We start from the raw sequence: 17,693 nt of genomic DNA, 5'->3' as shown, positions 1-17,693 counted from the left end.
TTGTCTACCCGCCTATTATGGCCGACAAATTGACCAACGATTGTTAGTTTTCGGTCATGCTTATGGCTAACCAACTGAATTCACGCTGTTGAGTGAATTCTCACGCAGTAGCCTCCACGCTCCTGAGCCTCGAAGTCGACAAAGTGCTGAATCGCATCCAGTGCATCTTCCTCGTGGTGCGTCACATACAACAGTTGGCTGATTCCCGCTGAGGCAATACGATTGAGCGCGTGAAACACCAGCTTGCGATTCAGGTAATCCAGCCCTTGATACGGTTCGTCGAGGATAAGCAGTGCGGGCTGCTTTATCAGCGCGCGGCCAATCAGCAGCAGACGCTGCTGGCCGTAATCAAGATTGCGGAAGCCGACTTTCTCCAGTTCACTCATCTCCAACAGTTGCAGCCACTCACGCGCCAACAGAATCTCTTTTTTGCTCGGCTGCTGATAGAGGCCAATCGAGTCGTAAAAACCCGATACCAACACTTCCAGCGCACTGCAATTGACGCGGTATTGCAGATGCAGCGCCGACGACACCACGCCAATGTGCTTTTTGACGTCCCAGATGGTTTCGCCGCTACCGCGCTTCATGCCAAGCACAGTAATATCATTGCTATAACACTGCGGATGGTCACCGAGAATCAACCCGAGCAGCGTACTCTTACCACACCCGTTGGGCCCACGAACCTGCCAGTGCTCACCCTGCCGAATCTGCCAGTTTACGCCATGAAAAATGGGCGCATCGACGTACTCAACCGTGACATTGTTCATTTCCACCAACGGATCCGGATAACTGTGCGCGCTCTGATGAGCCTCCAGCAGTGCCAGCATAGCGTCACTGCGGCTGTGCGACAGCGCTTTCATTTGCGCCATCAGCGGATGATTGAGCCAGGCATCGCGAGTCAGTATCTGCGACAAGCTTTGCTCGCCAAACAGAGCGACATGAGTAACAAACGGCGGCAATTCATCTTCGCGCGAAGTCACAATCAGCAGTTGCATCTGCTGCGCCAGTTCCTCAAGTAGTTGAGAGAGATGCGCGCGGTGAGCAATATCTAACCCGGAATAAGGTTCATCGAGGATCAGCAGTTGTGGCTTAAGGGCCATCGCCCGCGCCAGCATCACGCGGCGGGTTTCGCCAGTAGAAAGCTGACGAAAACCGCGCTGACGCAATGCCAGCAGATCGGTTTGAATCAGCAAGGCTTCCAGTGCCTCTTCACCGCAGCCGGTTTCCAGAATCAACTCCTGCACCGTCGAACCATAATCAATCTGGTCCATAAAATCGGTGTCGTCTTTTTCCAGTTCCAAATCCAGCAACCGCTGCTGCTCATGCAGCGAGACACACGCCACCACACCCGGCATGTCACTCACCTCACCTTGTTGCGGCGTCAGCTCCCCACTCAGAATACGCACCAACAACGAGGCGGCGTGGCTGTGGGTAGAAAACATGCCCCAGTGTTCACCCTTGGCTAACGCCCAGTGATCGATAGACAGTGAAACCGATTCGGTGTGATGCTTAAGCTGCTGAATTTTCATATTTACCTTTCCTTGGAGACTGATTTTTCAGTGTGCAGAAACACTGCACAAATTTCTAGCGGATTTTCAGGCATAAAAAAGCCGGAGCATTCACTCCGGCTTTTTCGTTTCAGGCTGGGCGCGAATGTCGGGTAGCAGCAGCGCATTACTGCGCCACCGCCCCCTAAGAACCGTACGTGCGAGTTTCCCCGCATACGGCTCAAGCCTTTATAAGCCCATATTTAAAATACCGGCCAGCAACACATTATCAGTCATCTCCGTTAATCATCTCATCACAATGGAAGCATACTTCACCTGAATGGTCACCTGATTGAACGGTATTTTCAATGGCATCGATCATGTCCTGTTCCGAGTCGAATACATTACCCAGATCACCCGAGGCATACATATCAGCACCTAAATCATAGGCATCTTCTATGTCCCCGGAACCCTGAAATACCGAGCTGTCGCAGTACTCGCAAAGTTGAAGAACTCCGGCTTGTATTGCTATATCAGTGGCTACATCAAACTTATGTTGCTCATTCTCCATATGTCTTTTGATAGTGCTCATAGCTAATTCCTCAGGTCGTCACAATGAATTATTGATATTAGTCCCGACTACTATGAAACGTTGTGAGATAACCGTCGTTATGTACCTGTCTATGACAATTGACATGTAACATCATCAAATTAGAGCTAGCGTCCGTACCACCGTCAACTCGTCTGACAATATGGTGAATGTCCCATTCATCTTCCGAGTTAAATTGCTGGTGGCAAACCGCACATTTGTAATCTTGTCTCTCAACAATCTTCCATAACTTCATGTTACCCGACAAAGACTTCTTAAGCCTTTGCATCTTCAGACGCTCAAAATATTGTTCGTCTTCCGGTAGGTAGCAATTAGCCATTGCTCTAATCTTTACATGCTTGTCGATTTTCACTCTCGCTGCGCTGAGCAAACGGTAGTGTCCATCTTCCCCTTTTGGTTTTGGTGCACTGAATACCCAGTTTCTGTCCCCCACTGTTTTAAAGTATTTCTCTTTAATCCAGCGTTTGCGACGGTTGCTGTGTATCCGACGACACCACTGCCATAACATTTTCCAGATCCGATAGTCGACATACTTGAATGTCTCGCTCGCGCAGACCCAACGGTGGTAATTGCACCACCCCCGTATCATCGGATTCAGCTTGGCGATCACCGCTGATGCTGGCACCGTTTTATGGCGATTGAGATAATCCCGAATGTTACGCAGAAATGTCTTTACGTTTTTGTTCGATGGCTTAATTAGCATCTTGCCGTCGTACTTACGTAAATTCTGCCCCAGAAAATCAAACCCCTCATCCACATGGGTAATTAGTGTTTTCTCATCAGAAAGTTCCAGCCCTCGTTCAGCCATAAAGGCTTTCACTATTGGTAGAACATCCTCTTCCAATAACTCTTTCGAGAGACCAGTGATGATAAAATCATCCGCATACCGTACATAGTTGACCTTGGTTTTATAGCTGGCTTTGGTGTTCTTCTTCCCGAAGTGAGATTCAAGCACCGTTTCCAAACCATCTAATACCATGTTGGCAAGCACCGGAGAGATAATCCCACCTTGCGGCGTGCCCGCCTCCGTCGAGTTAAATTTTCCAGATTCCATGAATCCGGCTTTCAGCCATTTCTTGAGTATCGTCTTATCCATAGGGATATTACCGATAAGCCAGTCATGGCTGATAAAGTCAAAACACCCTTTGATATCGCCCTCCAGTACCCAACGGGCACTCGCCTTGCGGCTGAGATTCACGAAGCATTGTTCGATGGCATCAGCACAAGAGCGATTCGGACGAAAGCCATAGCTGTTCCGATCCGCCGTGGTTTCCGATATGGGCTCAAGAGCTAACAAGTACAGTGCTTGCATTGCCCTATCACGCATGGTTGGTATCCCCAGCGGTCTCTTCTTACCATTGGCTTTGGGAATATAGACTCGCCTGAGCGGTTTGGGCTTATAGCCCGTTCGCTTTAGCTGTTCTATTGCCTCCCATTTCTTTGCAGGTGTATTCCAGGTTTCCCCATCAACCCCAGCGGTGTTTTTCCCCCTGTTTTCGGTGACTCGCCGAATGGCGATCACCTTGGCAGCAAACGATCGGGTTAACATGCGTTGCAGTCTTTTAACCTGTCGCCAGTCAGACTTTTTCGTTGCCTTCGCGATCCTGACCTGTAGTCTTCTCACTGTCTGGTGCATTAGCGGCCAGTCGATACTGTGCCAGTGCTCCATTAAGTGGGAGGACGCAGGTAACTTATGCGTTGTTGCTGTACTCATCTTGCTTTCCTCCATAGCCCTCCTGGAGAAAAGCTATTACCCCTACGGGGATAGCTAATCCCCGTTGGGCTAATTTATTAGATGACTTTACATGTTTTCACACGATTAAAGACCAGTTGGAAGTCTGCACCATTTCTGGTTAGGACAAAGTTTGAATCCTTATCAAAGCCATTACAGCTTTGCATTCGCTTTTTCCAACCTCCTTTACCCACTTATTCATCAGTCTTCCTTACGGTCGACCTGCCTAAATCAAAATTGTATTTAGGCAAATAGTTGGGCTTACCGAGTTTCATTGTAATTACACAAGCAGTTTAGGTTCTGTCTATCCACCGGAGGTCTCATGACGACGTGTTCCCAGATGTAAAAGGAACAACCGACCTCGAACCTTTTGGTCAGAGCGTATCAACAATCTTTCGCTCATTGCGGCTGACGGTGTTTATCAACAGTTCACTTACGTTAACCATGCTGCTTAGCCTAGCCCTCAACCCACATATTGTTTATGGATTGCTCATTGCCCTCACGGGTTTCGAGTTGCTTTCGCAGAGGTACATTGTCAGGGAGCTTCGCACAAAACCGTTACCAGTTATGCACTACCCCTAGGCTACTGTTAGTCGTATAACAGGTCTCACTTGCATCCGTGTAAACTTGAATACCGAGACAATAGTTACAATGACTTACGCCCGAAGGACGCTACAGTAATGAATCGCGTTGATCATGCTTAACAGCAATATTTTCGGATTGGCGTTTGATCGGCAGGCGAACCGCCGCTTTTTGCCAGTAGCACAATATGGCTTTCCTAGATATGACTTTTTGAACGGCAGCGAATGCGCCAATTTTAAGCTAATCGCACGGGTGCGATCAGGCGAACATTCCCGTAAAGGAATGCCGTTGATCGGATTGTGCAATCCGACCAACGGATTTCGACTACTAAGTTTGCGAGTGTGGGAAATAATCACTAATATAAGTTAGTAATCACTTCGGCCGTAGCCCGCGAGGTTAGCGACCTCCGCGACTCTCGTCGCGCGTCGGGTAGCAGCGGCGCATTACTGCGCCACCGCCCCCTAAGAACCGTACGTGCGAGTTTCCCCGCATACGGCTCAAGCCTTTATAAACCGATATACACGTATCGGCCAGTAACGACAAAGTTGACCAAAAGCAATTTATTGCATAGCCTTAATGCAGTTTCGATCATTTAGTCCTTTTGTTGGAGAAAGTGGCGGTCTCAGGCCATATCTGATTCTTAGCCATGAGCGTTTGCTAAACGATACCTCGTTTAACATCGTATCGCGGGTTCTTTTACGGCTTTCCGTAAATCTAACCCTTACTTTAACCCCAACCTAAGGAGCTTTGTATGAAGATAGAGTTTAAGATCGAAATAGACCCAGTTCTCGTTATCCTCTTTTTGAAACTTTCACTAATGGTACTCCTGTAAGTCGGTAATGAGGGGGCAGAGGCGCCCTCCTTTACTTTCCTTCTATGAGTGTACCTGCCTATGACAATTGACATGCAACATCACCAAATTAGAGCTATTGTCCGTACCACCGTCAACTCGTCTGACAATATGGTGAATATCCCACTCATCTTCCGAATTAAATTGCTGGTGGCAAACCGCACATTGGTAATCTTGTCTCTCAACAATCTTCCATAACTTCATGTTACCCGACAAAGACTTCTTGAGCCTTTGCATCTTCAGACGCTCAAAATATTGTTCGTCTTCCGGTAGGTAGCAATTAGCCATTGCTCTAATCTTTACATGCTTGTCGATTTTCACTCTCGCTGCGCTGAGCAAACGGTAGTGTCCATCTTCCCCTTTTGGTTTTGGTGCACTGAATACCCAATTTCTGTCCCCCACTGTTTTAAAGTATTTCTCTTTAATCCAGCGTTTGCGACGGTTGCTGTGTATCCGACGACACCACTGCCATAACATTTTCCAGATCCGATAGTCGACATACTTGAATGTCTCGCTCGCGCAGACCCAACGGTGGTAATTGCACCACCCCCGTATCATCGGATTCAGCTTGGCGATCACCGCTGATGCTGGCACCGTTTTATGGCGATTGAGATAATCCCGAATGTTACGCAGAAATGTCTTTACGTTTTTGTTCGATGGCTTAATTAGCATCTTGCCGTCGTACTTACGTAAATTCTGCCCCAGAAAATCAAACCCCTCATCCACATGGGTAATTAGTGTTTTCTCATCAGAAAGTTCCAGCCCTCGTTCAGCCATAAAGGCTTTCACTATTGGTAGAACATCCTCTTCCAATAACTCTTTCGAGATACCAGTGATGATAAAATCATCCGCATACCGTACATAGTTGACCTTGGTTTTATAGCTGGCTTTGGTGTTCTTCTTCCCGAAGTGAGATTCAAGCACCGTTTCCAAACCATCTAATACCATGTTGGCAAGCACCGGAGAGATAATCCCACCTTGTGGCGTGCCCGCCTCCGTCGAGTTAAATTTTCCAGATTCCATGAATCCGGCTTTCAGCCATTTCTTGAGTATCGTCTTATCCATAGGGATATTGCCGATAAGCCAGTCATGGCTGATAAAGTCAAAACACCCTTTGATATCGCCCTCCAGTACCCAACGGGCACTCGCCTTGCGGCTGAGATTCACGAAGCATTGTTCGATGGCATCAGCACAAGAGCGGTTCGGACGAAAGCCATAGCTGTTCCGATCCGCCGTGGTTTCCGATATGGGCTCAAGAGCTAACAAGTACAGTGCTTGCATTGCCCTATCACGCATGGTTGGTATCCCCAGCGGTCTCTTCTTACCATTGGCTTTGGGAATATAGACTCGCCTGAGCGGTTTGGGCTTATAGCCCGTTCGCTTTAGCTGTTCTATTGCCTCCCATTTCTTTGCAGGTGTATTCCAGGTTTCCCCATCAACCCCAGCGGTGTTTTTCCCCCTGTTTTCGGTGACTCGCCGAATGGCGATCACCTTGGCAGCAAACGATCGGGTTAACATGCGTTGCAGTCTTTTAACCTGTCGCCAGTCAGACTTTTTCGTTGCCTTCGCGATCCTGACCTGTAGTCTTCTCACTGTCTGGTGCATTAGCGGCCAGTCGATACTGTGCCAGTGCTCCATTAAGTGGGAGGACGCAGGTAACTTATGCGTTGTTGCTGTACTCATCTTGCTTTCCTCCATAGCCCTCATGGAGAAAAGCTATTACCCCTACGGGGATAGCTAATCCCCGTTGGGCTAATTTATTAGATGACTTTACATGTTTTCACACGATTAAAGACCAGTTGGAAGTCTGCACCATTTCTGGTTAGGACAAAGTTTGAATCCTTATCAAAGCCATTACAGCTTTGCATTCGCTTTTTCCAACCTCCTTTACCCACTTATTCATCAGTTTTCCTTACGGTCGACCTGCCTAAATCAGAATTGTATTTAGGCAAATAATTGGGCTTACCGAGTTCCATTGTAATTACACAAGCAGTTTAGGTTCTGTCTGTCCACCGGAGGTCTCATGACGACGTGTTCCCAGATGTAAAAGGAACAACCGACCTCGAACCTTTTGGTCAGAGCGTATCAACAATCTTTCGCTCATTGCGGCTGACGGTGTTTATCAACAGTTCACTTACGTTAACCATGCTGCTTAGCCTAGCCCTCAACCCACATATTGTTTATGGATTACTCATTGCCCTCACGGGTTTCGAGTTGCTTTCGCAGAGGTACATTGTCAGGGAGCTTCGCACAAAACCGTTACCAGTTATGCACTACCCCTAGGCTACTGTTAGTCGTATAACAGGTCTCACTTGCATCAATGTAAACTTGAATACCGAGACAATAATTACAATGACTTACGCCCGAAGGACGCTACAGTAATGAATCGCGTTGATCATGCTTAACAGCAATATTTTCGGATTGGCGTTTGATCGGCAGGCGAACCGCCGCTTTTTGCCAGTAGCACAATATGGCTTTCCTAGATATGACTTTTTGAACGGCAGCGAATGCGCCAATTTTAAGCTAATCGCACAGGTGCGATCAGGCGAACATTCCCGTAAAGGAATGCCGTTGATCGGATTGTGCAATCCGACCAACGGATTTCGACTACTAAGTTTGCGAGTGTGGGAAATAACCACTAATATAAGTTAGTAATTACTTCGGCCGTAGCCCGCGAGGTTAGCGACCTCCGCGACTCTCGTCGCGCTACATCATGCCGCCCATGCCACCCATACCGCCCATATCAGGCATTGATGGGCCATCTTTCTTCGGCAGATCAGTCACCATCGCTTCGGTAGTGATCATCAGGCCAGCCACAGACGCTGCGAATTGCAGTGCGCTACGAGTCACTTTGGTTGGATCCAGAATACCCATTGCGATCATGTCGCCGTACACGCCAGTTGCCGCGTTGTAACCGTAGTTACCTTCGCCAGCTTTCACGTTGTTAGCAACCACTGAATCTTCGTCACCTGCGTTTTTCGCGATTTGACGAATTGGTGCTTCCATCGCACGCAGAGCAACGCGAATACCCACGTTTTGCTCTTCGTTGTCGCCAGTCAGTTCAGTCAGTTTTGATGCTGCGCGAATCAGTGCAACACCGCCGCCTGCAACCACGCCTTCTTCCACTGCTGCGCGAGTTGCGTGCAGAGCGTCTTCAACGCGGTCTTTCTTCTCTTTCATTTCAACTTCAGTCGCTGCGCCCACTTTAATTACTGCAACGCCGCCAGCCAGTTTCGCTACACGCTCTTGCAGTTTCTCTTTGTCGTAGTCTGAAGTTGCATCTTCGATTTGTTGACGAATCTGAGCAACACGGCCCTGGATCGCTACTTCATCACCTGCACCGTCGATAATCGTGGTGTTTTCTTTGGTGATGGTCACGCGTTTCGCTTGACCCAGATCTTCCAGCACTGCTTTTTCCAGTTCCAGACCGATCTCTTCAGAAATCACCGTACCGCCAGTCAGAATCGCGATATCTTGCAGCATCGCTTTACGACGATCGCCAAAGCCAGGCGCTTTCACTGCCGCAACTTTCACGATGCCACGCATGTTGTTCACAACCAACGTTGCCAGCGCTTCACCTTCCACGTCTTCTGCGACGATCAGCAGTGGACGAGAGGCCTTCGCGACGCCTTCCAGTACTGGCAGCAGTTCGCGAATGTTCGATACTTTTTTGTCAACCAGCAGGATGAACGGGCTTTCCAGATCCACGCTGCCTGCTTCCTGGTTGTTGATGAAGTAAGGAGACAGGTAACCGCGGTCAAACTGCATACCTTCTACCACGTCCAGCTCGTCTTGCAGAGCCTGACCTTCTTCAACAGTGATAACGCCGTCGCGGCCCACTTTTTCCATCGCTTCTGCGATGATGTTGCCAACGCTTAAATCCGAGTTTGCAGAGATAGTACCTACCTGTGCGATCGCTTTGGTGTCTTCACATGGCACAGACAGCGCTTTCAGCTCTTCAACCGCTGCAATCACGGCTTTATCGATACCGCGCTTCAGGTCCATTGGGTTCATGCCGGCAGCAACAGCTTTCAGACCTTCGTTAACGATAGCCTGAGCCAGTACGGTTGCAGTTGTCGTACCGTCACCCGCTGCGTCGTTGGCTTGAGAAGCCACTTCTTTCACCATTTGTGCGCCCATGTTCTGGAATTTGTCTTCCAGTTCAATTTCGCGCGCAACAGATACACCATCTTTGGTGATGGTTGGTGCACCAAAAGATTTATCCAGTACTACGTTACGGCCTTTAGGGCCCAAGGTAACTTTTACTGCATCAGCCAGAACGTTTACACCTTCCAGCATTTTTACTCGAGCGTCATTACCAAATTTTACGTCTTTAGCAGCCATTTTGTATTTCCTCTCTAGAATTCGGTTTTAGTTAGTTTGCTTGGGAGCAATTACTCAACGATTGCCAGGATGTCGTTTTCAGACAGAATCAGTACTTCTTTACCGTCGATTTTCTCTGATTTCGTGCCGTAGCTTTCAGCAAAAATCACAGAATCGCCAACTTTCACGTCCAGAGGCAGAACTGTACCGTTTTCCAGAATGCGGCCTTTGCCGACTGCAAGTACTTTACCGCGTGTTGATTTTTCTGCCGCAGAACCAGTGAGAACAATTCCACCAGCAGATTTTGATTCAACTTCTTGGCGTTCAACGATAACTCGGTCATGTAATGGACGAATATTCATCGGTCGTCTCTCCTGATTAAATTTTCCGTTTGGTTAATAAAACGCTGATTGACCAGCTTGTGAATGTTATGTGGGGTATCAAACGCCATATCCCAAGGGGGAAGCGCGAAAAAAGTGTGATGAAATTAACGAATCCGTGGCGAAGTCTTCCAATTGATGAGGTTTCTGCCGCTTTACGCCAGCGCGTATAGTAAATAATTTGCTTTATTAACCTGAATATCCATAATAGTCAGAGAATAAAGAGGGATATGATGAAGACGATCGACCGGATTTTACACACCATCAAACGTGAAGGTGCCGTGACCGCCAAACAGCTCGCCGATGACCTGGGTATGACGACCATGGGTGCGCGTCAGCACCTGCAGGCTTTGGAAGACGACGGCGTGCTGGCGTTTCACGATGTGAAAGTCAAAGTTGGCCGTCCGACTCGTCATTGGTCTCTGACACGTAAAGGTCATGATCAGTTTACAGACCGCCATGGCGAACTCACCATTCAGGTGATTGAAGCGGTGGAGCATATCTTTGGCAAAGAGGGCTTGGCCAAAGTGGCGGCCGAACGCGAAGCGCAAACTCTGGCGCAATACCAGAACGTGCTGGCGGAGTGCACCGATCTGCACAGTAAACTGGCAACGCTGGTTGAACTGCGTGAACAGGAAGGCTACATGGCTGAGCTGGAGCAAACCGAGCACGGTTATCTGCTGATCGAAAACCACTGCCCGATTTGTAAAGCCGCTAAACGCTGCCCGAATCTGTGCCAGTCGGAACTCAACATCTTCCAGCGTCTGTTGGGCGAAGAGTACCGTATTGAGCGCAGCGAACACATCATCGAAGGCCAGCGCCGCTGCACCTACCTTATCGCTGCTGCCTGACCTTGTCTCATTTTTGAGAACAACGATATTCGTTCCACCTTTAGGACATTTCCTCACTTATGCTTGAAGTGTTGATAATTTAATCAACGTACGACCTTGCAGAGGAGTGAACTATGTCCCCCCCTCAATCAAACGTAGCGAACCAGACCCTGCCATCCTTTGATGAACTGGTAGAGCTGGCGCAGCAGGATCCTGAAGCATTCAGCCGTTTTAAACGCGATATGTGCCAGGAGATGATCCTTTCCGCATCCGATGGCATGCAGAATCGATTGTGGGCGCAGCAAAGTCATATCGACCTGATTCTGAGCCAATGCAAGAATCCAGACCACGCGAACGTCACCCTGATGCGAGAACTCAGTCTGCAAATGGCCAAATTTCGCGACGCACTTGATGGTGAGATCATTGAGGAGAAACCGAGCGCGGATGTGATTCCCTTCCGCCCGAAATCGGATTCGTGGCGCTAAATAAAAAGGAGGCGAATGCCTCCTTTTTTCATCATTTGAATCGCCTTATTCCGGCGCTTTACCAAAACGGTTATCGCCGTCGCTTCCGGCCAGAAAGCCACATTCAATCAGTATCCAACTACCACACAACAGAGCCGCGAGTGAGATACCGGTATCGAGTAAATTGGGCGTGGTCGTCATACTGGCCTCTCCCATTGGCACTGTCATTCGGCCTATCACCAACGGTACATTGAGCAGCAGCCACCAACTCGACTTATCCCGGTCATGCCAGCGCTTGGCCGTCACCGCCAAATCCGGTACCAGAATCAGCAGCATAAACATCGGCAATACATACGGCGCGAGTCCCGGCAACCAGCGGTTGAGCAGTACAATCACGCTGACAATGGCCAGGTAATAGCAGACATTCCAGATCCAGTAAGTCTGGCGTCCGATGCGTCCCTGAAATGAAAATAACAGTGTTTGATAAGACATACGTGTTTCCTGTTAAAACGGAATCAACTCGCTGTCAGTTCGTGACCTTCTGAAAACATGCCCGGTCCATGTCACGAATATTCACCGTCAGACTGCGGACATGACTGGCTTGTGCAACCAAGACGTCCATCAACTGGCGTGACAGCTCGCGTTTTTGCTCGGAGGTGCGCCCGTCCAGCATCTCAAAACTGATATGAATAAAATCCACGCTGTCCGCTTCATCCCCCACCAACCAGTGGTGGCAACGTAACGCACGGGATTTGATGGATGGAATATCGAACAAACCGCACTCCATCACCACCTGATGCAAATCTTCCAACAGCCCCTGCACATTGACGCGCTCATCCACAGAGTTGGAATACTCAAGCACCAAATTAGGCATATCTACTTCCTTGTTTGTTATTTTCCCCATACTGAACTGACAGTAATAACAAGACGCAGCACAAAATCCGAGCGAATGGCCTCTATTCTGTATAGCAGATCACTTCCCGGCCTTGCGCCTCATCAAACAAGATCCCAGAAAGTCATGACCGGAGTCATGATCTGCGTAGTTTTATCTGTTATATTCTTTCGCAGTCACGTTTTTTTTATTCATTTAAATTGGAGATATTCCTATGCGTCGTCCTGTAGTGATGGGGAACTGGAAACTGAATGGCAGCAAAGCAATGGTTACTGAGTTGCTGACTGGTCTGAATGCGGAACTTGAAGGTGTAACGGGTGTTGACGTGGCAGTAGCTCCACCAGCACTGTACCTGGATCTGGCTGAGCGTCTGATTGCAGAAGGCGGCAACAAAATGATCCTGGGTGCACAGAACACTGACCTGCACAACAGCGGTGCGTACACTGGTGACATGTCTCCAGCCATGCTGAAAGATTTCGGTGCGTCTCACATCATCATCGGTCACTCTGAGCGTCGTGATTACCACAACGAATCAGACGAGTTTGTTGCGCAGAAATTCGCATTCCTGAAAGAAAACGGTCTGACTCCAGTTTTCTGTATCGGTGAAACTGAAGCACAAAACGAAGCGGGCGAAACGGAAGCAGTATGTGCACGTCAAATCAACGCAGTGATCGACGCATACGGCGTTGAAGCTCTGAACGGCGCAATCATCGCTTACGAACCAATCTGGGCAATCGGTACTGGTAAAGCAGCAACTGCTGAAGATGCGCAACGCATCCACGCCTCTATTCGCGCTCTGATCGCAGCAAAAGACGAAGCCGTTGCAGCACAAGTTATCATCCAATACGGCGGTTCTGTTAAACCAGAAAACGCAGAAGCTTACTTCTCACAACCAGACATCGACGGTGCCCTGGTTGGCGGCGCGTCTCTGGATGCGAAAAGCTTTGCAGCGATCGCGAAAGCAGCAGCAAAAGCAAAAGCGTAATCGCTTATTGAAGAAAAAAGGTCGGCATCGCCGGCCTTTTTTTGTTGAGGCTCCGTGAACTTGGCTCGGCTAGTGCCCGCAGGCAAGATCGAGTATCCTAGCGACTTCTTCCCTGTAACTGGCTGCCTGCTTACCTGAGTGACGCACGTTGCCGCGTGATGTAAGAAGGGTATATGCACGACAAACACGGCCTGCTCTCCGCCCCTATTCCCAATGTACTGCGCCAGATGACGATCCCAATGATTTTCGGCATGGTCGCGATCTTGATGTTTAACTTGGTCGACACCTTTTTCATCTCGCTATTGGGCACCGATGCACTGGCCGCCATCAGTTACACCTTTCCGGTGACCTTCGGCGTCAACTGCATCACCATGGGCATAGGCGTGGGGCTGTCGACCAGTATCGGTCGTCTGCTGGGTCAGGGCGATACCTCTAATGCCGCGCGCTTTTCTACTCACGGGTTACTGCTGGCGGTCACCTTAGTCGCCATCGCCTGTACGCTGGGCTTTTTCACCATCGAACCGCTATTTTTGCTGCTCGGCGCCAAAGCCGAACTGATTCCGCTGATTGAGCAGTACATGCAGGTCTGGTATCTCACTATTCCGCTGCTGGTTATTCCGATGGCGGGCAACAGCGCGATTCGTGCCACTGGCGATACCAAAACTCCGGCTAAGATGATGATGCTGGCGGGCGCGATTAACGGCTGTCTCGATCCGTTGCTGATTTTTGGCTATGGTCCGTTTCCGGAGCTCGGTATTCAGGGCGCTGCCATTGCCAGCGCCTTTTCCTGGCTGGGCGCCTTGATTGGCTCACTCTACGTATTAGTCAAACGCGATCGTCTACTGGCACCGCCACATTTTGCCTCTCTGCGCCACGACTGGCAGCAGATCCTCAAGATTGGCACGCCTGCAGCGCTGTCTACGGCGATGAGTCCGATTTCCGGAGCACTACTGATGATGATGCTTTCCAGCCACGGTACCGCCGCAGTGGCCGCATACGGTGCGGCGCAGCGCATTGAATCGATTCTGATCCTGGTGCTGATGTCGCTGACTTCCGCCCTGACGCCGTTTATGGCGCAGAACTTCGGCGCACAAAATCCGACCCGCAGCTTTTCCGGCCTGTTTTTAAGCCTGCGCTTCTCGTTGATTTTTCAGTTGTTGGTTTTCATCATGATGGTACCGCTGAGTATTCCGCTGGCCGCGCTGTTTTCGCAGGAGCAAGCGGTGCGCGATCTGCTGTGGCATTACCTGCTGGTGGTGCCGTTCAGTTATGGTTTTCAGGGTGTGGTGATGATGCTGGTGTCGGCGCTCAACGCGCTTCATTTACCGCTCAAAGCTTTCCAATGGAGCTTCATGCGCCTGTTTCTGTTCACTCTGCCATCTGCATGGCTCGGGTCGACTCTGTACGGCATTGAAGGACTGTTCATCGGGATTGCGCTCGGCAACGTCCTCGGCGGGTTGTCGGGCTATCTGTATGCGTTATTACTGCGCCGCCGCTATCTGCGCGAAGGCATGGCACTGCCCGGTCAACACTAACTCAGACCAAAGTGATAGCAACAAAAAAGCCAGCTCAATGCTGGCTTTTTTCAATCTGATTCAGAGAAGTTCGTCTTCCACTTCATCTTCTTCGCTGTCTAGGTCAGCCGTATTGAGCGGCTCCTGCGACAGGATGATACCGGTATTGTCGGCGTAGAGGTAATCTTCCGGCAGGAACGTCACGCCACCAAAGTTAACCGGTATATCCACTTCACCGATACCTTGTGATGGAGCGCCAACCGGAATCGATGCCAACGCCTGAATGCCGATGCTCATGTCTTCCAGCTCATCGACTTCACGCACGCAGCCGTACACGACAATGCCTTCCCATTCGTTCTCTTCGGCTATGGCCGCCAGTTCAGCATCAAGCAGAGCACGGCGTAGTGAACCGCCACCGTCGATCAGCAGTACACGCCCTAGGCCATCTTGCTCGAGCGTCTCACGAATGAGGCCGTTATCTTCAAAACACTTGATGGTCGTGACCTGGCCGGCAAATGACGCGCAGCCACCGAAATTGCTAAACATGGGTTCTACCACATCCACTTGGTCGAGATAGATATCACATAACGCAGAGGTGTTATATTCCATAGCCTTAGTCTCTTTACGAACAGTCTTTCAACGAGTATATCGGGTCAGTAAGTCAATGCAATGACAGAGTGCAAATTAACTCGTCAGAGTTTGAGCTATAACCACTCCAACAAACAAAAGGTTAGTGACGAGTGAACACTTGACGATCACTGGCAACATCGGAGCAATCTGCGCTGGTTTCTCAGAGACCCACACCGCGCGGCCATGCTTGGTCACCATAATGAGGCTCAGCAGAAACGGTAGGCTGATCCACAGCGGCTTGCCTTGCATCAGCAGGTAACTGGCAAACGCCAGCACAGCGCCTGTCAGCAGCAGAAAGTGGTAGGTTTTCGCACGCTGCTGCCCCAAACGCACAGGTACGGTACGCTTGCCGCACTCGGCGTCGTTTTCGATATCGCGCATGTTGTTGACGTTGAGCACCGCCACCGCCATCAAACCGCAACCCAGCGACGGCAGAAACAGGCTCCACTCGATGTGGCCAGTGTGCAGGAAGTAAGTGCCAGACACGCCCAGCAGGCCAAAGAACAGGAACACCGACAAATCACCAAGGCCCACGTAACCGTAGGGTTTGTTGCCTACGGTGTACGCAATCGCCGCCATCATCGCCAGCACGCCTAAGCCAATGAAGGCCAGAATGCTTTCCAGACTATCCAGCGCGTAGAACACTAACGCCAGCCCGGCGATAATCGTCAGAGCGATATTGATGACTATCGCCCGCTTCATGTCGGCCAGCGACACTTCGCCCGACTGAATGGCGCGCATGGGGCCGAGACGTTTTTCGTTATCGGTGCCTTTTACTGCATCGCCGTAATCATTGGCCAGATTGGACAGAATTTGCAATAAGGTGGCGGTCAGCAGGGCCAGCAACGCAATCGGCAGTGAAAAGTGTCCGGACGAAAACGCCAGCGCGCTGCCGGTAAAAATGGAAACCAGTGCCAGAGGCAACGTCTTAGGACGTGCGGCATCAAACCAGATACGTAATGAGTTATTCATGAGAACGAACAATTGATCAACATTGGCTTCAGTATACGCCCAAGTGCGTAATATGAAAAAGCCCACCAGATCAAGGTGGGCTCAGAAATTACAGAATAAAGCGGCTGAGATCTTCGTCTTCGACCAGCTCTCCGAGTTTGGAGCGCACATAAGCCGAATCAATCGTCAGACTTGCACCGGCTTTCTCGGTGGCGTCAAACGAGATTTCATCCATCAGACGCTCCATTACCGTATGCAGGCGGCGGGCACCGATATTTTCGGTGGTTTCATTCACCTGCCATGCGGCTTCAGCAATCTGTTTGATGCCATCTTCCGTGAAGGAGATGTCAACGTCTTCCGTCTTCATCAGTGCCATGTACTGTTCGGTCAGCGAAGCTTTTGGCTCAGTCAGAATACGTTTGAAGTCATCGCTTGATAGCGCTTCCAGTTCAACGCGGATTGGCAGACGGCCTTGCAGTTCTGGGATCAGGTCCGAAGGTCGCGCCACCTGGAATGCACCCGACGCAATAAACAGAATATGGTCGGTACGAACCATGCCGTGCTTGGTGGATACTGTGCTGCCTTCAATCAGGGGCAGTAAGTCGCGTTGTACGCCTTCACGAGAGACATCAGGGCCAGACACTTCACCGCGCTTACAGATCTTGTCAATCTCATCGATAAACACGATGCCGTTGTTTTCAACGTTGTAAATCGCCTGCTCTTTCAGCTCTTCCTGATTAACCAGCTTCGCCGCTTCTTCTTCCGTCAGCGCTTTGAACGCATCTTTGATTTTCAGTTTACGTTTTTTCTTGGTGTCACCACCCAGATTCTGGAACAAGCCCTGCAGCTGGTTGGTCATTTCTTCCATACCAGGAGGCGCCATGATTTCCACGCCCATCTGCGGCACTGCCACGTTCACTTCGATCTCTTTGTCATCCAACTTGCCTTCACGCAGTTTCTTACGAAATACCTGACGCGTGTTGGAGGATTCATCGTTCTGTTCCGCTTGGCCCCAGGCATCACGTGCCGGTGGCAGCAAAGCATCAAGAATGCGTTCTTCCGCTTGCTCTTCAGCGCGGAACTTCACTTTTTCCATTGCTTGTTGGTGGGTCATCTTCACAGCGACGTCGGTCAAATCGCGAATGATGGTTTCCACCTCTTTGCCCACATAGCCCACTTCGGTGAACTTGGTGGCTTCAACTTTGATGAACGGCGCATTGGCCAGTTTCGCCAGACGGCGGGCAATTTCGGTTTTACCCACACCCGTTGGGCCGATCATCAGAATGTTCTTTGGCGTAACTTCCACACGCAGGCTCTCTTCAAGCTGCATACGGCGCCAGCGGTTACGCAGAGCAATTGCAACCGCGCGTTTTGCTTTGTCCTGACCGATGATGTGACGATTCAGTTCATGGACAATTTCACGAGGAGTCATTTCAGACATAATGGTTTCCTTCAAATTCGGT

At 49.9% G+C, this 17,693-nt stretch carries 15 protein-coding genes; 4 read left to right on the top strand and 11 right to left on the bottom strand.

Annotation, left to right across the window (positions count from 1 at the left end; all coding sequences use genetic code 11):
• Positions 1-80: 80 nt before the first annotated feature.
• The 6 genes from modF to DYA43_RS00525 form a co-directional block, all read right to left on the bottom strand.
• Positions 81-1,529 (bottom strand): molybdate ABC transporter ATP-binding protein ModF, encoded by a 1,449-nt coding sequence (gene modF / locus DYA43_RS00555; protein ID WP_061057147.1) that lies wholly within the window; start codon positions 1,527-1,529, stop codon positions 81-83.
• A 247-nt stretch (positions 1,530-1,776) separates the two neighbouring features.
• Positions 1,777-2,079, bottom strand: coding sequence for an Ea8.5 family phage-derived protein (locus DYA43_RS00545; RefSeq protein ID WP_061057146.1), 303 nt, complete (start codon positions 2,077-2,079; stop codon positions 1,777-1,779).
• 37 nt (positions 2,080-2,116) lie between these two features.
• The gene (gene ltrA, locus DYA43_RS00540) at positions 2,117-3,811 is read right to left on the bottom strand and encodes a group II intron reverse transcriptase/maturase (protein ID WP_061057252.1); all 1,695 of its coding nucleotides are present in this window, start codon (positions 3,809-3,811) and stop codon (positions 2,117-2,119) included.
• A gap of 1,474 nt (positions 3,812-5,285) precedes the next feature.
• Positions 5,286-6,944 carry a group II intron reverse transcriptase/maturase gene (gene ltrA, locus DYA43_RS00535; protein ID WP_061057251.1) on the bottom strand — a complete coding sequence of 553 codons (1,659 nt, stop codon included), beginning with the start codon at positions 6,942-6,944 and terminating at the stop codon, positions 5,286-5,288.
• A 1,023-nt stretch (positions 6,945-7,967) separates the two neighbouring features.
• The gene (gene groL / locus DYA43_RS00530) at positions 7,968-9,605 is read right to left on the bottom strand and encodes a chaperonin GroEL (RefSeq protein ID WP_020329411.1); all 1,638 of its coding nucleotides are present in this window, start codon (positions 9,603-9,605) and stop codon (positions 7,968-7,970) included.
• A gap of 50 nt (positions 9,606-9,655) precedes the next feature.
• Positions 9,656-9,946, bottom strand: a complete 291-nt coding sequence (locus DYA43_RS00525; protein ID WP_020329410.1) for a co-chaperone GroES — start codon at positions 9,944-9,946, stop codon at positions 9,656-9,658.
• A 251-nt stretch (positions 9,947-10,197) separates the two neighbouring features.
• On the opposite strand from DYA43_RS00525, the gene DYA43_RS00520 reads away from it, so the two are divergent.
• The gene (locus tag DYA43_RS00520) at positions 10,198-10,815 is read left to right on the top strand and encodes a helix-turn-helix transcriptional regulator (protein ID WP_055451891.1); all 618 of its coding nucleotides are present in this window, start codon (positions 10,198-10,200) and stop codon (positions 10,813-10,815) included.
• Positions 10,816-10,928: 113 nt separating this feature from the next.
• Positions 10,929-11,279, top strand: coding sequence for a DUF3135 domain-containing protein (locus DYA43_RS00515; protein ID WP_020329407.1), 351 nt, complete (start codon positions 10,929-10,931; stop codon positions 11,277-11,279).
• Positions 11,280-11,324: 45 nt separating this feature from the next.
• On the opposite strand, the gene DYA43_RS00510 is transcribed toward DYA43_RS00515, so the two are convergent.
• Positions 11,325-11,750: a DUF805 domain-containing protein gene (locus DYA43_RS00510; RefSeq protein ID WP_061057145.1), complete on the bottom strand. Its 426-nt coding sequence runs from the start codon at positions 11,748-11,750 to the stop codon at positions 11,325-11,327.
• A 34-nt stretch (positions 11,751-11,784) separates the two neighbouring features.
• Positions 11,785-12,132 (bottom strand): 5-carboxymethyl-2-hydroxymuconate Delta-isomerase, encoded by a 348-nt coding sequence (locus tag DYA43_RS00505; RefSeq protein ID WP_020329405.1) that lies wholly within the window; start codon positions 12,130-12,132, stop codon positions 11,785-11,787.
• A 232-nt stretch (positions 12,133-12,364) separates the two neighbouring features.
• Here DYA43_RS00505 and tpiA point away from each other — a divergent pair, with 232 nt between their 5' ends.
• Both tpiA and DYA43_RS00495 read left to right on the top strand, forming a co-directional pair.
• Positions 12,365-13,135 (top strand): triose-phosphate isomerase, encoded by a 771-nt coding sequence (tpiA, locus tag DYA43_RS00500; protein ID WP_020429329.1) that lies wholly within the window; start codon positions 12,365-12,367, stop codon positions 13,133-13,135.
• 173 nt (positions 13,136-13,308) lie between these two features.
• Positions 13,309-14,670 (top strand): MATE family efflux transporter, encoded by a 1,362-nt coding sequence (locus DYA43_RS00495; RefSeq protein ID WP_061057144.1) that lies wholly within the window; start codon positions 13,309-13,311, stop codon positions 14,668-14,670.
• Positions 14,671-14,730: 60 nt separating this feature from the next.
• Here the strand turns inward: DYA43_RS00495 and rraA are convergent, their stop codons facing one another.
• The 3 genes from rraA to hslU form a co-directional block, all read right to left on the bottom strand.
• Entirely contained in the window at positions 14,731-15,258 is a 528-nt protein-coding gene (rraA, locus tag DYA43_RS00490; protein ID WP_020329402.1) for a ribonuclease E activity regulator RraA, read from the bottom strand.
• Positions 15,259-15,333: 75 nt separating this feature from the next.
• Positions 15,334-16,251: a 1,4-dihydroxy-2-naphthoate polyprenyltransferase gene (locus DYA43_RS00485; protein WP_020329401.1), complete on the bottom strand. Its 918-nt coding sequence runs from the start codon at positions 16,249-16,251 to the stop codon at positions 15,334-15,336.
• Positions 16,252-16,339: 88 nt separating this feature from the next.
• The gene (gene hslU / locus DYA43_RS00480) at positions 16,340-17,671 is read right to left on the bottom strand and encodes an ATP-dependent protease ATPase subunit HslU (RefSeq protein WP_020329400.1); all 1,332 of its coding nucleotides are present in this window, start codon (positions 17,669-17,671) and stop codon (positions 16,340-16,342) included.
• Between the last annotated feature and the right edge of the window lie 22 nt (positions 17,672-17,693).

Origin of the sequence: Vibrio fluvialis (assembly GCF_900460245.1) — a bacterium.
Classification (GTDB): domain Bacteria; phylum Pseudomonadota; class Gammaproteobacteria; order Enterobacterales; family Vibrionaceae; genus Vibrio; species Vibrio fluvialis.
The sequence above is the reverse complement of the archived record's forward strand: the minus strand, read 5'-3'. Positions and strand labels throughout refer to the sequence as shown.

What these genes read in the sequence shown, in the direction of transcription:
- modF (WP_061057147.1), bottom strand. Translation starts at nt 1,529, where the DNA reads ATGAAAATTCAGCAGCTTAAGCATCACACCGAATCGGTTTCACTGTCT.
- DYA43_RS00545 (WP_061057146.1), bottom strand. Translation starts at nt 2,079, where the DNA reads ATGAGCACTATCAAAAGACATATGGAGAATGAGCAACATAAGTTTGAT.
- ltrA (WP_061057252.1), bottom strand. Translation starts at nt 3,811, where the DNA reads ATGAGTACAGCAACAACGCATAAGTTACCTGCGTCCTCCCACTTAATG.
- ltrA (WP_061057251.1), bottom strand. Translation starts at nt 6,944, where the DNA reads ATGAGTACAGCAACAACGCATAAGTTACCTGCGTCCTCCCACTTAATG.
- groL (WP_020329411.1), bottom strand. Translation starts at nt 9,605, where the DNA reads ATGGCTGCTAAAGACGTAAAATTTGGTAATGACGCTCGAGTAAAAATG.
- DYA43_RS00525 (WP_020329410.1), bottom strand. Translation starts at nt 9,946, where the DNA reads ATGAATATTCGTCCATTACATGACCGAGTTATCGTTGAACGCCAAGAA.
- DYA43_RS00520 (WP_055451891.1), top strand. Translation starts at nt 10,198, where the DNA reads ATGAAGACGATCGACCGGATTTTACACACCATCAAACGTGAAGGTGCC.
- DYA43_RS00515 (WP_020329407.1), top strand. Translation starts at nt 10,929, where the DNA reads ATGTCCCCCCCTCAATCAAACGTAGCGAACCAGACCCTGCCATCCTTT.
- DYA43_RS00510 (WP_061057145.1), bottom strand. Translation starts at nt 11,750, where the DNA reads ATGTCTTATCAAACACTGTTATTTTCATTTCAGGGACGCATCGGACGC.
- DYA43_RS00505 (WP_020329405.1), bottom strand. Translation starts at nt 12,132, where the DNA reads ATGCCTAATTTGGTGCTTGAGTATTCCAACTCTGTGGATGAGCGCGTC.
- tpiA (WP_020429329.1), top strand. Translation starts at nt 12,365, where the DNA reads ATGCGTCGTCCTGTAGTGATGGGGAACTGGAAACTGAATGGCAGCAAA.
- DYA43_RS00495 (WP_061057144.1), top strand. Translation starts at nt 13,309, where the DNA reads ATGCACGACAAACACGGCCTGCTCTCCGCCCCTATTCCCAATGTACTG.
- rraA (WP_020329402.1), bottom strand. Translation starts at nt 15,258, where the DNA reads ATGGAATATAACACCTCTGCGTTATGTGATATCTATCTCGACCAAGTG.
- DYA43_RS00485 (WP_020329401.1), bottom strand. Translation starts at nt 16,251, where the DNA reads ATGAATAACTCATTACGTATCTGGTTTGATGCCGCACGTCCTAAGACG.
- hslU (WP_020329400.1), bottom strand. Translation starts at nt 17,671, where the DNA reads ATGTCTGAAATGACTCCTCGTGAAATTGTCCATGAACTGAATCGTCAC.